The sequence below is a fragment of the Arthrobacter globiformis genome (assembly GCF_030815865.1).
Classification (GTDB): Bacteria; Actinomycetota; Actinomycetes; order Actinomycetales; family Micrococcaceae; genus Arthrobacter; species Arthrobacter globiformis_B.
Window position 1 is genome coordinate 2,431,171 of the sequence record NZ_JAUSXI010000001.1, and the last position, 19,144, is coordinate 2,450,314.

Consider the following 19,144-nt stretch of genomic DNA (forward strand, 5'->3'; position numbering starts at 1 on the left):
TGGCTCTCCTAGGAGGGGAATTCGATCTTGCCCAGCAGGTCCTGAAGGGCGAGGACCTGGCGGGGAAGATACTCGGCCACCGTGAGCGCGACGACGTCTGCCGCGCCATGAAGGGCAGCGATCGTCTTGGCAACGGAATCACGCGACAGGCCCTGGGGCTCCATCCCGAGTCCGAGGACGACATCACTGCTGTCGACGACGTCCACGTCCAGGTGAATGGCGACCTTCGAGCAACCGGTGGCCTTGAGCCAGTCGAGCAGGCTCTCAGTACCCTGATTGAGAACTGTGGGGGAGAACGTCGTCAGCCCCCATGCCTGCACATTAGGCAGCTCGTCCTCGGCCCAGGCGTGCAGGCCGGCGAGGGCTACCCGTGACGGGTCGATCGTCGCAGGAAGTGCCTGGAGCACATCGGGGTCACCGTGCCCGATCAAATGAGAAATCGCCATAGCGTGGTAGCCGTTGTAGTTGCTCTCGGGCAGGGTGCAGTCGGGGTGGGCGTCCAGCCAAACGACGGCGAGGTCGTCCCCGTACTTTGCCCCGAGGTGGCTAAACGGCGCGACGCTGACTGAACATTCCCCGCCCAGCGTGGTGACCTTGTCCGGGTCGGCCTCCCGGAGGATTTTCAGGGCCGCTTGGAGCTGATCGATAACAGCCTCCCGGGCGTAGACGCCGCGTTCAGCGCCAAGGGTGGAGGAGTACTCGCCGACAGGCACTACTTCCGTTCGCTGGTCGGCTGACCCGGGGACGAGCAGGTCCAGGATCCTGGTGCCGAGTGAGTAGCCAGTCTGGGCCAGGGGGAGCGGCAGCTCAGGCGCGAGGGCTCCGACGACGTCCGGCGCGGCTCCCTGCCACTGCGGCCAGAGCAAGCGCAAACTGCTCGATTTTGCGGTCAGATCGGTGTTCATACAGGTATATTTCCTTCCATTGAATCGGTTGATGCGGAAGCCGACCGCTGCGGCTCACCGAGCGTGTTGAGCGGAGCGGCACGGACGGCGTCGAACTCTCCGGAGAAGTCACGACGACGGGTGAGCAGCAGGTAGGTGCACGAAGATATTCCCAGGCCCACGGCGAACGCAATGTCCGCCCCGCCCAGTGCAGTCGCGACAGGTCCGGCGTAGATAGCGGTGCTGAAGAACGGGACCATGGCGATGAATCCAAGGGCGTAGCTGATCATGCCAGGGACACCCCAGCGGCCGTAGATCCCGCCATCGGGCTTGAGGATGTCCGTGATGGAGTAGCGCCCGCGCCGGACAATGTAGTAATCCGTGAGATTCACCGCCGTCCACGGGATCAGAAAGTACCCGAGGATGCTCAGGAAGGCGGTGAAGGCCCCGAGGAAGTCAGCGGGGAGCAGGAGGGTGCCCGCGATGACAATGACACCGCCAATGGCGATGGTAACGGACCGCACCTTCCCCGTGGACTTCATGGTCCGGAAGGCCTCCAGCGCGCTCAGAAAAGAGACGCTGCCGCTGTAGAACGAGAGCGAGCAGGTGATGAGGCAGGCGACGACCGCCACGGCCATCGTTACGCTCCCGATGCCATAGCCGAAGCTGTCACCCATGTCGTGAATGGCAGTGATGACGTCTGAATCGGGCATGGCGATGGCCAGCGCGGCACCCAGCGACTCGAGCCACAGGGCCGAAACGAGCGTGCCTCCGAAGACCGCTGCGGACACTGCCCGGCCCTTCGTCCTCGATGGCAGATATCGGGTGTAGTCAGAGACGATCGGGGCGATGGCGATCTGGTATGTCGCAGCGGCGCCGAACTGAGCGAGGAACGCCACCGGTTCAAAGGCGCTGTTATTGATCATCGTGCCGATCGGCAGCACCACGACGGCGGCGAGCGTGACGAGCACGAGGTTGGCCAGCGTGATGTAAGAGGCGAACTTTTCGACACGCAGCAGGAGGTTGTAGCCGACGATCGCGAGGACGACCGCAACCGCTCCAATAAGCACGTCATAAAGACCGATCTGGTCAACTGTTATCGCGGCAAGGGAAGACGAGGCCGTCTGGATGAAAAAGATAGCGAAGCCGAATTGAACGATGGTTGCAGCGGCCAGAGGAAGCACGGCTCCGCGGGAGCCGAACTGGACCCGGGACTGAATCATCTGAGGCAGGCCCATGTGGGGTCCCTGGGCTCCGTGGAATGCTTGGAACAGGGTGCCGAAGACGCTGCCCAGGACGACGGCGAGCAGGGTCCAGGAAAGACCAAGCCCCATTGCCGGCCCGACGGCCCCTGTGAAGAGGGTGATAAGGGTGGCATTGACCATGAACCAGAACTGAACCTGGGTCCGGACCGTGCCGTGACGCTCCGATTCCGGGACGTGGTCAAACGACCGTGTTTCGACAATGCTGTCGCGTTGCTGCATGGATTCTCCAGAGTGCTCAAAGCAGTATGCATGGATGGGGTAATGAAAAGCTACGGCTCCTGGGCTCCACTCCCTCGGCGATATCTGCAGCCGTTTACCGGCATTCCGTGCAGGGGCAGGCCCCTCTGTCCCAACACATTGGGACAGAGGGGTGCACACGGCAGATTGCGGAAAGGTTCGAAGCAGTCCGGGTTAGGCCGTTTCGCCCCAGGCTTCGGAGAGACCATGTCCGAACCGGAGCAAAGGAGCGTCTGTATCGAAGGGAACATCCGTGCGGCTCGCTTCCACGGCTGCGGCAGATGCTGGCAAGTCGAAAGGCAGCTTTCCCCGCGGTGAGCGGCGTCCGAAAAGTACATCCAGCACAGCCTTGTCCGAGGCGCCATAGTTAGCCACCACTGCGGCGGCTTCACCCAGGATCTCCGGAATCACGGCTGGGCGGTCAAGGTAGATGTCGACCACTGTGGGGACCCGGCGGCAGACGTCCAATATTCCTTGGAGTTCCTCGGCGCTGAATTCGAGGCGGCCGGCGTGGAAGAACTGCTCGAACGCGCCGTCTCGCTTCTCGAAGGGCGCCTTGACTCGCAGGAAGGCCACGTCCGCCTGCTCGAGGTTATCGGTGACGTCCGCGTAGTCCACGGCGACGGATTCGTCGATGCCGGGTGAGTAGAGCCGGGGCCGGCCGGCAAACGGCAGGAAAGGGGCATCGGTGCCGTTGGTGAGTACGGTGATGGACTTGCATTGGGCGCTGTATCCGGCCTCGAGAAAGTCGGAACGGGCCACGATGGTTTCCGCTTGGCTGGGATCCACGAACAAGTTGTCGAACAGGCCGAGAACGAATTTCTCCCGGAGGAGGCGCCGGGCCGATTCGTCGATGCGGGCCACGGTGATGCGTCCGGTTTCCACGAGCTCAACGATGAGCTCGGGGCAATGCTCGCCGCCGAACTGATCGACGCCGGCAAGCAGAGCCTTCTCGAGCCGCTCAAGTGGTGTGAGGTGCTCGATACCCCACGCCCTGGCTGCCTGTTTCTCGCCCCAAACCATGCTGTCATGGATCAAATTCCAGTCTGCACAGACGATGCCGTCGAAGCCGTACTTTTCGCGGAGGAGCCCGGTGATGATGCCCTTGTTGAAGGCGAATCCCACCTCCTCGTACTGGGTCCCGACCGGCATGCCGTAATACGGCATGATCTGTGAGGTCCCCGCATCGAATGCCGCCTCGAATGGTCGCAGATGGTATTCGAAGTTCCGCCCTGGATACACCTGCTCCCGCCCATACGGGAAGTGCGCGTCCTCGCCGTCTTTTTGGGGTCCACCGCCAGGGAAGTGTTTGGTCATCGTTGCGACGCTATCGGGCCCCAGCTGATCGGTCTGGAATCCCTGTATGTAAGCAGTGAGCATCCGGGAGGTCAGTTCTGCGTCTTCACCGAAGGTTCCGTTGATCCGCGCCCAGCGCGGTTCGGTGGCGAGATCGACCTGCGGATGGAGGGCGACCCGAATTCCCGTGGCGAGGTACTCCTGACGGGCGACGTCGGCGAACTGGCGCACGATCTCCTCGTCGCCGATGGCTGCCAGGCCCAGCGTTTCCGGCCATTCGGAAAAGGGGCCTGCGGTGAAGCTTGCACCTGGATTGTCGGTAAACGCATGTCGCGGGTCGGTTGAAAGAGTCACGGGGATGCCCAGCCTGGTCTCGCGCGCCGCCGCCTGCAGCCGGTTGTGCCAGAGCGCCATCGTCTTCGGATCTGTGCTTCCGAGGACGTTGAAGTGGTTGATCTGCTTCTTGAGGATGAGCTCGGCTGTCGGCGGCAGGGCGTATTCGGTGCTCGCTCCGGCGAGGTCTCCGCCGTCTCCAATTTCTAGCATTTGGTGGAACATGAGCCCGGCCTTTTCCTCCAGGGTCATGCGTGTGAGGAGATCTTCCACGCGTTTCTCGACCGGCAGGCCGGAATCTTGGTAGGCGGGGTCGTCAACTGACGGCATTTCTGGGGTGTAGGTCATGAAAGGTCTTCCGTATTTTGAGGTGGCGTCAGCGGGAACCGCGGACGAATTTGACGGCCAGGGCTCCCAAGAGGGCAAAAACCGCTGCGCAAAGGTAGAGGGCCGTGAAGTCTTCAGCCCCGAGCACGGCAAAGAGGGCAGCGGCGAATGCGGGGGCAACAGACTGGGGCAGGGCGTTGGCGATGTTGAAGACTCCGAGATCCTTGCCGGACTCTGCGCTGTTTGGAAGAACGTCCGTGACGAGGGCAAGGTCTACTGACATGTGGACTCCGATGCCGAGGCCTACGACTGCGACGCCAACGTGGAACATGCCAAGGTCCTGCGAGAAGGCGATGAAGGGGAAACCGATGGCGGCGATAACGGTTGCGAGGGCAACGAAGATCTTCCTTCGTCCGGATTTGTCCGAGAGGTAGCCGCCTCCAGCGGAGCCGACGAGGATGCCGGCCACGAGGACAACGGAGGCAGTGGCAACGGCAGGGGCGACGGTTTCGTTGGTGAAGCCGAACCGGTTGATCAGCAGGAACGACTGGTAGGTCAGCAGGGTCATCCATGCAAGAACAATCAGGAACCGGCTGACCCAGGCCCAAGCGAAGTCCGGGTTCTTGATGGGGTTGACCCAGAAAGTCGTGAGGAAGTCACGTACGCCGAAGCGTTGCGGCTTGTGGGTTGCGGGGGTTTCCTTGAGCAATGGTGCGAAGACCGCGACGAGGAACAGCCCGATAGCGGCTGGTGCCAGGAACATCAGAATCGTGCTGCCCGAGAACCAGGCAGCGACGTAGGCCGCCCCGGCCAAAGCGGCGTAGTTGCATACCCCGGTGACGCCGGCGACACGGCCCCGCTGCTGCTGGGGGACGTAGTCGGCAAGCACGGCGGTGAGGGATGCAATGGCGGCGTTGTAGGCCAGCTGGGCGATGCACCAGCCAACGAGGATCACCGGAATCTCTGAGGCCAGTCCAATGACTGCAACTGCTGCAGTTCCGGCGATCATTCCGCCGACAAAGTATGTTCGGCGCTTACCGAACCTGGAGCGGGAACGGTCAGAGAGCCTTCCGAAAAAGGGGTTTCCGAAAAGCGCGAAAAGCCCGGCGATGGCAGTAATTGATCCGTACACGGAGACGGCATCGTCGGGACGGATTTCACGGACCCTGATCGAAACTGTCACCAGCGCCGGCGCGTAGACCGCGAGCCACAGCCCGAGGTTAGCCACCGCCAGCATCGCGATGAATCCGGCACTTCGGGCTTTGATCGGGGACGTTGCCGAGAGGGTTTCTGAGGCCACGGGGCTCTCCTTCAAGTGTGACCGCGCTCATACGCGGAAGCTATGAACAAAACCTTATACCGAATCCATACCAAATGGTAGGTGTTCAGCGATTGGTAGCGCATTTTTTACAATCCGCCCGTTACGCCTCGCTTGCACAGGCCGTGCGTATGCTGATGGGGTGACCAGTGAAATTGAGGAAAAACCGGGGTCGCGGGCCGTATGCACCAGGGCTTGCAGCGCGATCGAAGATATTGCAAGGGGCGGCCCAGCTTTTCGGTCAGCGGGGCTACAGGGGAGCCTCGCTCGACGAGATCGCCAAGGCGTCAGACATCAGCAAGCAGGGTCTGCTCCACCACTTCCCCAACAAGAAGAGCCTGCTCGTGGCTGTGTTGAAATACCGTGACGACGTCGACCTTGAGGCATGGCCCGAGGAGGAGGCCCTCGTAGGGACGGCCATTCTCGACGTGTGGGACCGGGTTGTCGAACGGAACATCGAGATCATGGGTTTGGTCCGGCTTTCGCACGTCCTGTGCGCAGAATCCTCGGAGGCGGAGCACCCTGCCCGCGAATTCTTTCTCGAGCACTTCAGGCTCGGCCATGCGATGCTGCTGAATGCATTCAATGCCGGCGTACAGGCAGGAAAGCTGCGTCCTGAGCTGAACTACGACGTAATCTCCAGGCAGGTTATTGCCATGCTCGAAGGGCTTGAAAACCAATGGCTCGTCGACCCTGACAACGTGGACATCGTGGCCCTCTTCCACGCGTACACTCAGCAACTGCGCCAAGATATCCTCGCCTGAGTTTTGCTCGTCGCGGTACGGCTTGAAGTCGTCCTGCAGGTGGCGGCCGAAGTTGGTCTATGCGGACCCGTCCGGCGCCGTATTTGTTGCGGAGGTCGAAGTGATGACGCTCAGGCCGAAGGCCCGCGAGGCTGCCTCGCTGTTCGTCGAAGTGACTTTGCTCCCTGCTTTCCCACGTCGCCGGGTCCCCGTCGTCGTACCGGCCTCGCGCAACACGCCACTGCCTGAGGTGGTCAGCATTCGGGCGATCAATTGGGCTGGTATTAAAGCTGCGATCGAACACCTCCTGGTCCTTGGACACCCGACGCGATTTGGCCCAGGTGTGGACGGTTATTGGGGCGGGCACGCACTCGGGGCCTCCTAGCCCAGGAAGCTGCTTGACGATTGTTTGATAGAGGAGGAACCACCGTCCCGAGTTCAAGGGAGCGCGATACACATGGTGCAAGCGTTCCTTCGAGCTATCGTATGGTTCTTCGTGCGAGCCATGTCAGGATGAGCACGGCGGTCGAGGCGGTACCAACTGCTGCGGCGACGGACACAATTGCCGCGGTAAGTCCGAGAGGAGTCACCAGCATGCCGATGAGGATTACGGCGATCCCAGAGATGCTGTAACCCCAGGCGTTGAGCCTGCCCAGAACAGCCCGCTGTTCGACAGCTGATGCGTGATCTCGCACTATTGTGAGGGCGGTGACTTGTCCCAGTCCCTGAGATGCACCACTAGACGCAGCCGCAGCAAAGAGTGCTGGAACATCAACACTGAGAACGCCGTACGCCAACAGCGCCAAGGACAGAAGTCCCATCAACGAACCGCTCACGGCCAGCCCCAGAGTACCGAGGATCTTTGCCAGCAGTTGGGCTGAAGCTGCACCTCCAAAAATAATTGCTATCAGCGCGCCGGCGACCATCGAATCGACATCGCCCAACTGCTGCTTCAGATACGTCGAACCCAGACCCATGAATATGGCACACGTGATTCCCGTGGACATCAATACCAGGGTTGCGGTGCGGATCGCCGGCTGGCACGTTTGCTGCGGCCTATGGTCCTTTGACTCGGTCATACCAGCCATGGAAGCGGCGCAATCGAGTCTCGCCAGTGGGCGTGACCGTATGACGACAAAACTCGCCATTAACAGGGCGACAGCCTCGGCAGCAAAGACGGCACGGTAATGGGCGGGAAATATTGTTCCAGCGCTGCCGCCCAAGACCGGCCCTAGGGCGAGCCCCGCCGAGAAGGAAAAGCCAGCGACCATTGGTCCGTCCAGATGTCCTTCGGCCTTACGTAGTCGCGCGATCGCCACCGCTCCACACGAGAGCAGCACTGCGATAGATATACCGGTAATGAACCTCGCGATGGCCAGGATGACCGGGCTCGAGGCCAGGGCGAAGAGCAGGGCGGCGAGTGCGCCGACCGCGGTGGCGCTCGCTAGCGCCCTTCTCCACCCGATCCTGTCGACGTAGCGACTTAATCCCAACAGCCCGACGACGACTCCGCCTTGGTAGGCGGAGAACAGCAATGTGGTTGTCCTCGCGTCAAAGCCCATCTCGAGCTCCCACATTGCGAACAGCGGGGATGGCATATTTGACAGAAGGAACACACAGACAGCAACAACGGCAATGTTCATAAGTGGTTTTTCATCTACTGTCTGGTGGCACGGGGTTACACACAGCTTTGGCACCTTGTACGGGCCAATGCACACCAATCGAACGGTACCTAGAAGACCTGCGTGTGAGGTTTAGCCGCTCACGTGGCGATCCCGTCGTCGCCGGCTGCTACACGATCTGCGGGCTTTACCACACTGCTAATCGGCGTGGGGGTCGTTGATGCCGATGTATTGGGTGGTGGTGTATTCGGTGATGCCTTCGGTGCCGCCTTCGCGGCCCAGCCCGGACTGCTTGACGCCGCCGAAGGGTGCTGCGGCGTTGGAGATGACGCCGGCGTTGAAGCCGACCATCCCGAAGTCGATTTGTTCGGCCACGCGTAGGAGCCGGTTGAAATCCTTGCTGTAGAGGTAGGAGGCGAGACCGTATTCGCTGGCGTTGGCCAGGCGGATGGCGTCTTCTTCGGTGGTGAAGGTGGTGACGGGGGCGACCGGGCCGAAGATTTCCTGGCGGAGGATTTCGGCGTCGTTGGGGACGTTGCCCAGGACTGTGGGCTGGTAGAAGTAGCCGGGCCCGTCCACGGGTGCGCCGCCGGTGATGGCGGTGGCTCCGGCGTCGACGGCGGCACTGACGAGGGCGTGGACGTCGTCGCGGGCGCCGGCGTCGATCAGGGGTCCGACCTGGGTGGCGGGTTCGGTGCCGCGGCCGGTGGCCAGGGTACCCATCGCAGCGGCGAACTTGGCAGTGAACTCGGCGGCGACGGATTCCTGGACGAGGAAGCGGTTGGCGGCGGTGCAGGCTTCGCCCATGTTTCGCATTTTGGCGGCCATGGCCCCTTCGACGGCGTTGTCCAGGTCGGCGTCCTCGAACACGATGAACGGGGCGTTCCCGCCGAGTTCCATGGAGGTGCGCAGGACGTTGCCGGCGGCGTCGGCCATCAGGTGTTTGCCGACGGGGGTGGAGCCGGTGAAGGAGACCTTCCGCAACCGGGAGTCCTTGAGCAGGGGTCCGGAGATCCCGGAGGCGCTGGCGGAGGCGACGACGTTGAGGACGCCGGCGGGCAGGCCGGCGTCGAGCATGGTCTGCGCGAAGTACTGCGCGGTGAGCGGGGTGAGTTTGGCGGGTTTCAGGACCATGGTGCAGCCGGCGGCGATGGCGGGGGAGACTTTCCGGGTGGCCATGGCGAGGGGGAAGTTCCAGGGGGTGATGAGCAGGCAGGGCCCGACGGGTTTGTGCTGGACGAGGATCTTGTTTTTGCCCTCGGGGGTGGTGAGGTAGCGGCCGTAGTCGCGGACGGCTTCCTCGGAGAACCAGCGCAGGAACTCGGCACCGTAGGTGACTTCGCCGCGGGCTTCGGCCAGGGGTTTGCCCATTTCCAGGGTCATGAGCAGCGCGAAGTCCTCGGCACGCTCGGTGACCAGGTCGAAGGCGCGCCGCAGGATCTCGGCCCGGACCCGGGGCGCCGTCCGCGCCCAGGAAGCCTGGACGGAGTCCGCTGCGTCGAGCGCGGCGATAGCGTCCTGACTGGTGGCCGAGGCGAGGGTGGCGAGTACCTCCCCGGTGGCTGGGTCGTGGACGTCGAACGTGCCGCCGTCGGACGCGTCCCGCCACTGCCCGTTGATGAGCAGGCCGGTGGGGACGGACGCGAGGAGCGCCGCTTCACGCGCCGGTGAAACGGTGGGGGAAATCTCAGAAAGGGTCATGGAAAAAGTCCTTACGCTTGTTGGCTGTCAGTAGCTGGCGGGGGTGTCGCCGTCGGATGGGTGGATGTATTCGGCGGCGAGTGCTTCGGAGCCGCGGGCGAGGAGGGCGACGTCGGCGCCCACCAGGATGAAGTCGGCCCCGTTGTCGAGGTAGTGGCGGGCGGTGTCCGGGGCGAAGGCGTTCACGCCGGCGGGTTTGCCGGCCGTTTTTGCGGCGGCGAGGCAGTGTTCGACGGCGGCGCGCACCTCGGGGTGTTCCTGCTGGCCGAGCAGCCCCATCGAGGCGGCGAGATCGGAGGGCCCCACGAAGATGGCGTCCACGCCGTCGACCTTCAGGATGTCCGCCACCGACTCGACGGCAGCGGTCGATTCGATCTGGACGGTGACGCTGACCGTCTCCGCCGCCCGGGCGAGGTAGTCCGGAACACGGTTCCAGCGGGCGGCGCGGGCCAGCGCGGAGCCGACGCCGCGGACCCCGTGCGGCGGGTAGCGGGTGGCAGCCACCGCGGCCTCCGCCTCGGCCACGGAGTTGACCATAGGGACCAGCAGGTTCTGCACGCCAAGGTCAAGGTACTGCTTGATCAGCACGGTGTCGTTCACCGGCGGCCTCACCAAAACCTGCACGGGGTAGCCGTGGATGGCCTGGAGCTGGGCGAGGATGGATTCGAGCCCGTTGGGGCTGTGTTCGGCGTCCACCAGGAGCCAGTCCAGGCCGGACCCGGCGCAGAGCTCGGCGATCAGCGGGCTGCCGGAGCAGACCCACATCCCTGCCAGCGGCCTGCCTGCTTTACCGTGTTGATTGCGCAGCGCGGACCGGAAGGTGTCGTCTACTCGAAGCGGCATGTGACAGTCCCCAGGGGTCCGTAGTCGGCGTGGACGGTGTCGCCCTTGTACACCCAGAGCGGGCGGGTGAAGGAGCCCGCCAGGATGATGTCGCCGGCTTTCATGGCGTCCCCGTGCGCGGCGATCTTGTTGGCCAGCCAGTGCACGCCGTTGGCCGGGTGGTCCAGGACGCCGGCGGCCACGCCGGTTTCCTCCACGGTCTGGTTCTTATACAGGATCGCGGAGACCCAGCGGAGGTCGACGGCGTCCGGCTTCACCGGGCGGCCGCCCACCACCATGGCGCCCATGGCGGCGTTGTCGGAGATGGTGTCCACGATGGTCCGGCCCTCCATCTCGATCCGGGAGTCCAGGATTTCGAGGGCCGGGACCACGTAGTCGGTGGCGTTCAGGACGTCGAAGATGGTGCAGCCGGGGCCCTTGAGCCCGTCCTTCAGGACGAACGCCAGTTCCACCTCCACACGGGGATGGGTGTATTTGTCCCACTCCACGGAGCAGCCGGTTTCCAGCACCATGTCATCAAAAATGGCACCGTAGTCCGGTTCGGTGATGCCGGTGGCAGCCTGCATGGTCCTGGACGTGAGGCCGATCTTGCGCCCCACCAGGGTCCGGCCGGCGTCCTCGTTGCGGCGCCGCCACAGCTGCTGCACCGCGTAGGAGTCCTCCACCGTCATCTCCGGGTAGCGGGCAGTCAGGCGGGGCACAGGGGTGCGGGTCCGGCCGGCCTCCACCAGCTCATCCGCAATCACCTCGATCGTCTTGTCATCCAACGCTCCGGTGCTGGATGCGCTTGCAGGATTAGTCAACGCGGACCCCCTTCCGTATGTACAGTTGACCATTCCTCGTACTTGGCGCGCCACTGCGCGTTGAGCGGGTAGAGGCCGTCCACGCTGTGGCCCTGCTCCACCATTTCGAAGATGAAGGCTTCTTCCTTTTCCTGCTGGATGCAGTCGTCCACGAGTTCTTCGGCGATGGCAGGCGGGATGACCAGGATGCCGTCGGCGTCAGCCACGATGATGTCCCCGGGCTGCACGGTGGTGCCGCCGCAGGCGATGGTGATGTCCGTGTCCCACGGGATGTGGCGGCGGCCCAGCACGGCGGGGTGCGGGTTGGAGTAGTAGGTGGGCATGTCCAGGCCGGCCACGGCGGAGAAGTCGCGGACCCCGCCGTCGGTGATGATGGCGGCGGCGCCGCGGACCTGGGCGCGCAGGGCGAGGATGTCGCCGATGGTCCCGGTGCCCTTCTCCCCGCGGGCCTCCATCACCAGGACTTCGCCCTCGTTGACGGAGTCGATGGCGCGTTTCTGGGCATTGAAGCCCCCGCCGTGCGTCTTGAAGAGGTCCTCACGGTTGGGCACGTAGCGCAGGGTGCGGGCCAGGCCAACCACCTTGCGGTCCGGCCGGGTGGCGGTGAGTCCGTCGATGCTGACGTTGTTCAGGCCGCGCTTGCGCAGCTGGGAGGACAGCGTTGCGGTGCAGACGCTTTCCAGCTTGGCTTTCAGCTCCGGGCTCAGTGCGGATTCCGGTGCCTCTGAAGACCCTGCCTCCGAGGACACAGCCGGGAGCCCTGCCGCTTCCCGCGAACCGTACGCCTCTTCGCGCTGCAGGTCATCGGCCTTGGGCCGGGCACCAAAGTCAGCGAACGCCGTCGTTCCTTCCTTAACTGTGGTGGTGAGCCGGCCGGTGCTCAGTTGGCCGTCAGCGCTGCTGACCTCCACCTCCAGCACGTCGCCGGGGACGGCGACGGAGGCGCCGGCCGGTGTGCCGGTGAGGATGATGTCCCCCTCCTCGAGGGTGAGGAGCTGGGACAGGTCCGCCACGAGCCGGGCGAACGGGAAGAGCAGGTCCTCGGTGGTGTCGTCCTGGACCAGTTCGCCGTTGTGCCAGGTGCGGATGCGCAGTTTTGCGGGGTCGACGGCGTCTGCCGGAATCAGTGCCGGTCCCACAGGGGTGAAGCCGTCCCCGCCCTTGGACCGGAGGTTGGAGCCCTTGTCCGCGTAGCGCAGGTCGTAGACGCCGAGGTCGTTGCTGGCCGTCACTGCCGCGACGTGGCTCCAGGCGTCCTCGACGTCGACGCGGCGGGCCGCCTTGCCGATGATGATGGCGATCTCGCCCTCGTAGCCGAGGAGTTCGCAACCGGCCGGGCGTTCGACGGCGGTGCCGGTGAGGGACAACGAGGATGACGGCTTCAGGAAGTAGGAGGGCTGGGCCGGCGTCCGGCCGCGCTGGGCTGCCCGGCTGGGGTAGTTGATGTGGACCGCGATCACCTTGCGTGCTGCTGCCAGGGTGTCGTCGTTGACCTGCTCCAAAGCGTTCTCCCTATCAGGTACGAAATCGTTCATTGTCATCTCGACTCGGCAGCTGAACCATATGCTGCGGCGAGTGTTTCCTGGTTGATGCGTGGCTGCGCCCCGGTCCCTGCAAGGTCTCCGGGGAGAGCGACGATTTTGTTGCCCAACCGATTGGAGGAAGCGCCGCTGCTGTGGCTGACCTCAACTTCTACGAAATCGCCGGGTTCCACCACCGTGGAGCCTCGTGGGGTACCAGTCAGAATGATGTCTCCACGATTCAGGGTCATCACGCGGGACAGATCGGCTATGAGGTAGGGGAAGCTGAACACGAGGTCCTCTGACATTGCGGCGTCCTGTACGAGCTTTCCGTTGATCCAGCCCCGTAGGCGAAAGCCTTCCGGTTCCAGATCGTCTGCTTTCATTAGCTGCGCACCTATCGGCGTGAATGTGTCGAAGCTCTTTGAGTGAACGTTCGAACCGGGGTCGGCATAGCGGAGGTCATATACGCCATAGTCGTTGGCAGCGGTGACCCAGCCGACATAGTTCCACGCGTCGCCGATAGCTGCATTGCGGCAATCGTCCCCAATGATCAGGGCGACTTCGGCTTCCATGGCAAGCAACTGGCAGCCTGGCGGCCTCAGCACATCCTGCCCCGTATGGGTTAGTGTCGAGGGCGCTTTGAGGAAATAGGATGGCGTCTTCGGAGCCTTTCCTCGTTCCGTGTTCCTGCTGTGATAGTTCAGATGGACGGCGATGATTTTCGAGGGCCGCAGGTCGGTGGCCTCCATGGGCTGCTCCTTTGAAGGTGGAAGGTCGTGCCGCGAGGAAGTTGTGGCGCACACGGGTGGAACAGAAGCAGGACAGCGCCTTGCGGGCTGGACTTTTAGGTCCAGCCCGCTTTCCAGACCTAAACGCCCTCGGCTGTTGTTTCACTCGTGCAGATATGCGGCCTTGCGACCCCTAGATCATTAGTGGACGCTGAGGTAGCTTTCGAGGGTGATGGGCGAAGCCTCCAGGAGCGGCTTCTGAACCGGCTGCCCGGGGAACTCGGAGGCTTCAAACCACCAGCGTTCGGAGGCGGGCATGCCCCACTGCTGCGCCCTGCGCGGATCTGAGGTGTCCCAGCGGATGGGGTCAGTTTCGAGATCAATGAACTGGTAATGAGTGTTGAACAGCTCCACGCGGTGACCATCGGGGTCTCGGAGATACAGGAAAAGTGCGTTGCTCAGTCCGTGCCGGCCGGGGCCGCGGTCGATCTCATCCCCGAACCCGAGGCTGCCGGCCACATCGGCCGCGTGGATCAGGCAAGACGCGTCGGGGACGGTGTAAGCGAAGTGGTGCAGACGGGGGCCAGTGCCGTTGGTAAACACGATGTCGTGGGTGTTTCCCTTAACCTCGAGCCAGCTGCCCCAGAGCTCTTCTGTCCCGTCGGTGGCCGTATATTCGGCAAGGCGGAATCCCAAGTCGGAGTAGAAGTCAGTTGCGGTTTGGACGTCGTGGGTCACCAGCTGGTAGTGATCAATCCGCTGGGGCTGGCCGCTCCTGAAAGTGTGAAACTCCTGCATGCGCCGGTCTACGACGTCCATGGATGAGCACAATTCCATGAGGTTGCCAACCGGGTCCGTGAAGTGCAGGGTGCGGCCCTGGAACGGGACGTCCGGCTCGGTGGTGACAATGCCCCGTGAATTCAGGTACTCGGCGGCCTTGTCGATGTCGGATGCGTCCTGAACGCGAAGGCCGATGCGCTCGGCCTGGGCGTCGCCGGTCGTACGCTTGATGACCAGGCTGTGATGGGCCGCCTCTTCGAGTCCTCGGAAGTACAGGGTGTTCTCGTCCCGTTCTGTGAGGACCAGACCGATGACGTCGGTGTAGAAGTGGGCGCTGGCATCCAGGTCCCGTGCGGTAAGCACGACGTGGCTGGCGCGGGTGATAGTGAATGCTGGATTACGATTCCAAACGGGAAGCATGTCTACTCCTTACAATTCGTGGGGCCTGCTGCTGCTAAGCCGCGTTTTTTCGGCGAACCGTTTCGACGGCCGCCTGTTGATGAGGTTTGCGAGAGCGTCTTAGAGTCCGAGACCAGCCAGGTACTCCCGGCTGATGCGGGCGCTCTCGAATGGGGTGGGCTGCTGTGTCACGTCTGTTTCCACTGTCAGCCAGCCGCTGTAGCCCTCGTCGTCGAGAATCCGGAATATGCCCGGGAAATCGATGTCTCCGTCCCCGACTTCTGTCCAGATCGCGGCCTTTTCGAACTCGGCGTAGGCCCAGCCTTCTGCCCGCCCGCGTTCGCGGACTTCCAAGTCAATGTCTTTCAGATGCACGGATGTGATGCGGCGGGCGTGGCGGCGGACGAAGTTGTTCACGTCAATGCCGGCCCATGCCAGATGCCCGGTGTCAGGACCGACGAAAAGGAGTTCGGGGTCCACTGCCTCAAGAAGCCGTTCGACTTCTTCCTCCGTTTCCACAAATGTTCCTACGTGTGTGTGGAAGCAGGGCCGGACACCTTCCTCCACAAAGACCTCGCATACCTCGGTGATGGTCTGCGTCATTCGGCGGAACTGTTCGTCGGTGAGCATGTCCAGTTGTCCCGCGTTGGCGGCCGCCTGCCGACGGGTCCTTCCCGCGCGGGTCACTGTTTCGAAACCACCGACCGCGATGAAAATATCGGTCAGATCAAGTTCGCGGGAGACCTTGGCGTTGATCCGTGCCGCGTGCAGCTGGTCATCCCGCTGAGCGGGGTCCCAGTATTCGCCATTTATATAGCCGGGCGCGGGAGCCAGGCCGTGGCTTGTCCATAAGCGGTGAATTTCAGCGGCATCCCGGCTTTCCACACCGCTGATGGGTGAGCCGTAGTAACCGGCGGATGCAATATCCGCTAACCCGTCTCCGAGTCCACGCTTGCGCCACGTGATACCGCTGCAGCCGATGCTTACATTCATCTTTGAACTTCTCCTGAGCCTAATTGGCAGTTGCCCCGGACTTCCCGGCGCGGCTGATGCTTATGGGGCAGAGCTTTGAGCGGCGAACGTTAAGCGCCGGGGACGGATGCTCCATCGAAGCGGCCATCAATGATGAGTCCGCCGTCTACAGGAAGCAGAACGCCGGTGATGAAGCTTGCTGCGGGGGAGACGAGGAATTCGATAACACCAGCAATGTCATCGGGCTGGGCGAGGCGGCGCAGAGGCGTACGTGAAAGGACCAGGTCCTCGTTGATCGTCCCGCTGCGGAAACCCGACCGCACCATTTCCGTGTCGACATAGCCGGGGGCTACTGCGTTGACCCGGATGCCTTGCGGGCCCCACTCAGCTGCCAGCGTGCGAGTCAATCCCACCATGCCGGTTTTGACCGTTCCGTATGCCACACGGCCCGGAAGGCCGAAGGTAGATGCCACTGAGGCAAAAGTGACAATGCTGCCCTTTGACTGCGCCAGATACCCGTGACAGGCCTGCGCGAGCAGGAGCGTACCGGTCAGGTGGATGTCGAGGTGCTTTTGCCAGACGCCCAGATCAAAGCTCTCTGCAGGACCACGCGCGATGTTGCCCGCGGCGGAGATGACCGCATCAATTCTGCCGAAGTGGGCACCCACCTGGTCGATTGCCTCCTGGACGGCAGAGGGATCGGAGACATCACAGCCAAGGCCGAGGTTGTCCGGTCCGAGCTGATCGGCCTGAGCCTGAGCACCCTCAGCATTCAGATCCAGCAGCGCAACCTGCCAACCGTTTTTGGTCAGTCTCTCTGCTGTTGCCGCCCCGATGCCCCTGGCTCCGCCGGAGATCACGGCTACGGGGGCGGTCACGCCGTCGCTCCAATCTTGACGGAGGTTGCAGACGGCAGGACGGGGCTGCATGAGAGCCCAGCAGGGGCGTTATCGGTGACTGACATGGTAGTGACGACCACTTCTTTCGAGTGAGGGGAGACTGGTCTGAAGTAGATCTTCAGCTGCAGTGAGCCTCCGCATCCAACAGTTCGTGCAATCACTTTGTCACCGATCCGGCCGCGAAAAAAATACTATTTTGCTTCCTCTCCTATAGCTATTGCATATACCGGACCGGGCGGCGGAATGTCTGCACTGTGGATAACCGACTCCGCGGCGGGAGCAGTTGGGGACGAACTATCCCGGTCCACTAACTGCAATTCGACTACGCTCTGAAGTCATGGACCTTCGCCAATTGCGTTACTTTCAAGCCGTCGTCGAAGCCGGTTCGTTTGTGGCGGCCGCAGCCGAGTTGCACATGTCGCAACCGCCCCTCAGCCTGACCATAAGCAAGCTTGAATCGGAGCTGGGCGTTCAGCTCCTGATCAGGACAGCCCGGGGGGTGAGTCCGACCAGCGCCGGAATGTATCTGCTGAATGCTGGCTCTCGCATCCTCGGCGATGTGGATGAGGTCGTCAATCACCTGACCAATTACGGTGCCGGGCGGGAGGGAGCCATCACGGTTGCCAGCGTCCCGGCCCTCATGTGGTACCGGATTCCGCAGCTCCTCAAAGAGCACAGCGTAGAGAACCCCGACGTCGACGTTCGGCTCATCGATCCACCGCCCTGGACAGCTATCGAAATGATCCACAACCGCAAGGCTGATGTCGCCTTTATTATGGTTGCCGATGCAGAACAGTTCGCTGAGCGGCAGGACCGCTTCCACATTATTCGCTGGGAAGATGTCCCTCTGGTTGCCGCTTTTCCGCCGGACCGCATAGACCTTCCGGACCCCGTGGGCGTTGGTGTTTTCGAGGCGATGACAATGATCCTGCCGCAGCGGACACCAGCTGTTCCCAGCCTGCCCGACATCGTGGATGAAACCCTGAGGCGCTTCGGTGTAATTACTGGCCGCACACGAATCGCTGACACCATCCAGACAAGCATCCCGCTGATTACGTCCGGGCAGGCCAGTTCCATCCTTCCGGACGCGCAGCGGCGGAGCCTTCGAAAGTTTGATCTCGTTGTCCGCGAGATCCGCGAACCCATTCCGCCTCTGCAGGCGATAGCTGTCGTTTCGGCGCGGGCAGAGGCGAGCCCCGCATTGAGCCGGCTGCTGGAACGGGTTCGCTCGTCGGCTTCCGCGCAGCGTCCTTCGACATAACAGTCCCGACGGCAAAGCACGTGTCTCCTGGCCAATGACCGCAGCTGATGTAGACCTATACATTCCGTATATGCAACCTAGAGTAAAATAGTACTTTCCCTTGGGGCCGAGACTTGAGATGGTTACCTCAGTCACATCAAAACCGATCGCTTAGGCGACCAAACCCCACCCCCAAGGAAGAAACATGAAGCCTCAACTCGGTGTCGCAGCAGCAGTTGCTGCATGTCTTTTCGCTGTGGCTGGCTGTGCCAGCGGTGCCAATACGACCGGTTCCGGCACCTCAGGAGCCAATGGCGGCTCCAGCGCTAGCTTCGTCAAGAAAGATCCGCTGATTCTGGGGTACTCCGTTTACGACCAGACCGACCCGTACTTCATCGCCTATGCGAAGGGTGTCCAGGCCCGGGCTGCAGAGCGTGGCGCAAAGGTCGTAATCTCCGATTCCAAGGACTCGGCGCAGATCCAGGTCACCGGTAGTTCGCAGCTTATTTCCCGCAATATCTCTGCGTTGCTGATCACTCCGGTTCAGCCGGACTCGCTGCCGGCTACCATCTCTGCTGCTCATGCTGCCAAGATCCCCGTTCTTGTTGGCGACATTGGAGCCAAGGGTGACTATGACTACTTCGTCCAGTCGAACAATGAGGCCGGGGGCGCCCAAGGGGCTGAGTACCTTTGCAAGAAGTTCGATGACGGCCAGCCACACGAGGTAGCGTTCATTCGCGATGACCCAGGGCACGCAGCGGGCGAAGCCCGCGGCAAGGGCTTCAAGGATGGTCTTGCCAAGTGTTCGAACCTGAAGCTCGTCAGCGAAATTCCGGGCCAGACCATTGAAGCGGCATTTAAGGCAGGCCAGGACATTTTTGCGGCCAACCCGAACGTCGAGGCCATTTTCGGTTTCAACAGCAACGCTGTACAGGGCGCGGTCCGTGCCGCGGAAACCTCCAACAAAAAGCCGGTCATTGTCGGCTTCAACGGTGACCCGATCGAGCTTGAAATGATCGAGCAGGGCAAGCAAGAGGCCACGGTGGCCCAGGATCCGTTCGGTCAGGGTCAGGCTCTGGTCGATGCTGCCCTGGACCTTCTCGATGGCAAGGAGCCGAAGTTCACTGACGCAGCTTCCAACACTTTGGAGCAGCCGACCACTCTCGTCACCAAGGAGAATCTGGCTGATTTCAAGGCCAAGCTCAACAAACAGTAGACCCTTCAAGCGGTA

Annotated in this window: 16 protein-coding genes; 3 read left to right on the top strand and 13 right to left on the bottom strand. The window is 62.5% G+C overall.

The window, feature by feature from the left end:
- Window positions 1–8 precede the first annotated feature (8 nt).
- The 4 genes from QFZ33_RS11115 to QFZ33_RS11130 all read right to left on the bottom strand — a co-directional run bounded on the left by QFZ33_RS11115 (window position 9) and on the right by QFZ33_RS11130 (window position 5,642).
- A complete protein-coding gene (locus QFZ33_RS11115; RefSeq protein ID WP_307027419.1) occupies window positions 9–905 on the bottom strand; it encodes an arginase family protein in 897 nt (298 codons plus the stop codon).
- Window positions 902–2,368 carry a purine-cytosine permease family protein gene (locus QFZ33_RS11120; RefSeq protein WP_307027420.1) on the bottom strand — a complete coding sequence of 489 codons (1,467 nt, stop codon included), beginning with the start codon at window positions 2,366–2,368 and terminating at the stop codon, window positions 902–904. Before QFZ33_RS11120 ends, QFZ33_RS11115 begins: the two co-directional genes overlap by 4 nt.
- A gap of 192 nt (window positions 2,369–2,560) precedes the next feature.
- Entirely contained in the window at window positions 2,561–4,363 is a 1,803-nt protein-coding gene (locus QFZ33_RS11125) for a glycoside hydrolase family 3 protein (protein ID WP_307027421.1), read from the bottom strand.
- Window positions 4,364–4,391: 28 nt separating this feature from the next.
- Window positions 4,392–5,642 carry an MFS transporter gene (locus tag QFZ33_RS11130; protein ID WP_307027423.1) on the bottom strand — a complete coding sequence of 417 codons (1,251 nt, stop codon included), beginning with the start codon at window positions 5,640–5,642 and terminating at the stop codon, window positions 4,392–4,394.
- Window positions 5,643–5,875: 233 nt separating this feature from the next.
- Here QFZ33_RS11130 and QFZ33_RS11135 point away from each other — a divergent pair, with 233 nt between their 5' ends.
- Window positions 5,876–6,424, top strand: coding sequence for a TetR/AcrR family transcriptional regulator (locus tag QFZ33_RS11135; RefSeq protein ID WP_307027425.1), 549 nt, complete (start codon window positions 5,876–5,878; stop codon window positions 6,422–6,424).
- Between the two features lie 458 nt (window positions 6,425–6,882).
- Here the strand turns inward: QFZ33_RS11135 and QFZ33_RS11140 are convergent, their stop codons facing one another.
- From QFZ33_RS11140 to QFZ33_RS11180, 9 genes are all read right to left on the bottom strand, one after another.
- Window positions 6,883–8,046 carry an MFS transporter gene (locus tag QFZ33_RS11140; protein ID WP_307027427.1) on the bottom strand — a complete coding sequence of 388 codons (1,164 nt, stop codon included), beginning with the start codon at window positions 8,044–8,046 and terminating at the stop codon, window positions 6,883–6,885.
- Between the two features lie 177 nt (window positions 8,047–8,223).
- Complete coding sequence (locus tag QFZ33_RS11145) at window positions 8,224–9,726, bottom strand: NAD-dependent succinate-semialdehyde dehydrogenase (protein ID WP_307027429.1); 1,503 nt, start codon at window positions 9,724–9,726, stop codon at window positions 8,224–8,226.
- A 27-nt stretch (window positions 9,727–9,753) separates the two neighbouring features.
- Complete coding sequence (locus tag QFZ33_RS11150) at window positions 9,754–10,569, bottom strand: HpcH/HpaI aldolase family protein (protein WP_307027431.1); 816 nt, start codon at window positions 10,567–10,569, stop codon at window positions 9,754–9,756.
- On the bottom strand, window positions 10,554–11,372 hold the full coding sequence (hpaH, locus tag QFZ33_RS11155) for a 2-oxo-hept-4-ene-1,7-dioate hydratase (protein ID WP_373427258.1): 819 nt from the start codon (window positions 11,370–11,372) through the stop codon (window positions 10,554–10,556). Before hpaH ends, QFZ33_RS11150 begins: the two co-directional genes overlap by 16 nt.
- Window positions 11,369–12,913 carry a fumarylacetoacetate hydrolase family protein gene (locus QFZ33_RS11160; protein WP_373427259.1) on the bottom strand — a complete coding sequence of 515 codons (1,545 nt, stop codon included), beginning with the start codon at window positions 12,911–12,913 and terminating at the stop codon, window positions 11,369–11,371. The genes hpaH and QFZ33_RS11160 overlap by 4 nt, the downstream gene beginning before the upstream one ends.
- Window positions 12,910–13,644, bottom strand: coding sequence for a fumarylacetoacetate hydrolase family protein (locus QFZ33_RS11165; RefSeq protein ID WP_307027434.1), 735 nt, complete (start codon window positions 13,642–13,644; stop codon window positions 12,910–12,912). The genes QFZ33_RS11160 and QFZ33_RS11165 overlap by 4 nt, the downstream gene beginning before the upstream one ends.
- Window positions 13,645–13,824: 180 nt before the next feature.
- Complete coding sequence (hpaD, locus tag QFZ33_RS11170) at window positions 13,825–14,823, bottom strand: 3,4-dihydroxyphenylacetate 2,3-dioxygenase (protein WP_307027436.1); 999 nt, start codon at window positions 14,821–14,823, stop codon at window positions 13,825–13,827.
- Window positions 14,824–14,922: 99 nt separating this feature from the next.
- Window positions 14,923–15,795 (bottom strand): TIM barrel protein, encoded by an 873-nt coding sequence (locus QFZ33_RS11175; RefSeq protein ID WP_307027437.1) that lies wholly within the window; start codon window positions 15,793–15,795, stop codon window positions 14,923–14,925.
- 89 nt (window positions 15,796–15,884) lie between these two features.
- Window positions 15,885–16,652 (bottom strand): SDR family NAD(P)-dependent oxidoreductase, encoded by a 768-nt coding sequence (locus QFZ33_RS11180; RefSeq protein ID WP_307027439.1) that lies wholly within the window; start codon window positions 16,650–16,652, stop codon window positions 15,885–15,887.
- 358 nt (window positions 16,653–17,010) lie between these two features.
- Between QFZ33_RS11180 and QFZ33_RS11185 the strand changes: the two genes are divergently transcribed.
- Together QFZ33_RS11185 and QFZ33_RS11190 are read left to right on the top strand one after the other, a co-directional pair.
- Entirely contained in the window at window positions 17,011–17,934 is a 924-nt protein-coding gene (locus QFZ33_RS11185; protein WP_307027441.1) for a LysR family transcriptional regulator, read from the top strand.
- 184 nt (window positions 17,935–18,118) lie between these two features.
- Window positions 18,119–19,129: a substrate-binding domain-containing protein gene (locus tag QFZ33_RS11190; protein WP_307027442.1), complete on the top strand. Its 1,011-nt coding sequence runs from the start codon at window positions 18,119–18,121 to the stop codon at window positions 19,127–19,129.
- Window positions 19,130–19,144: the final 15 nt, after the last annotated feature.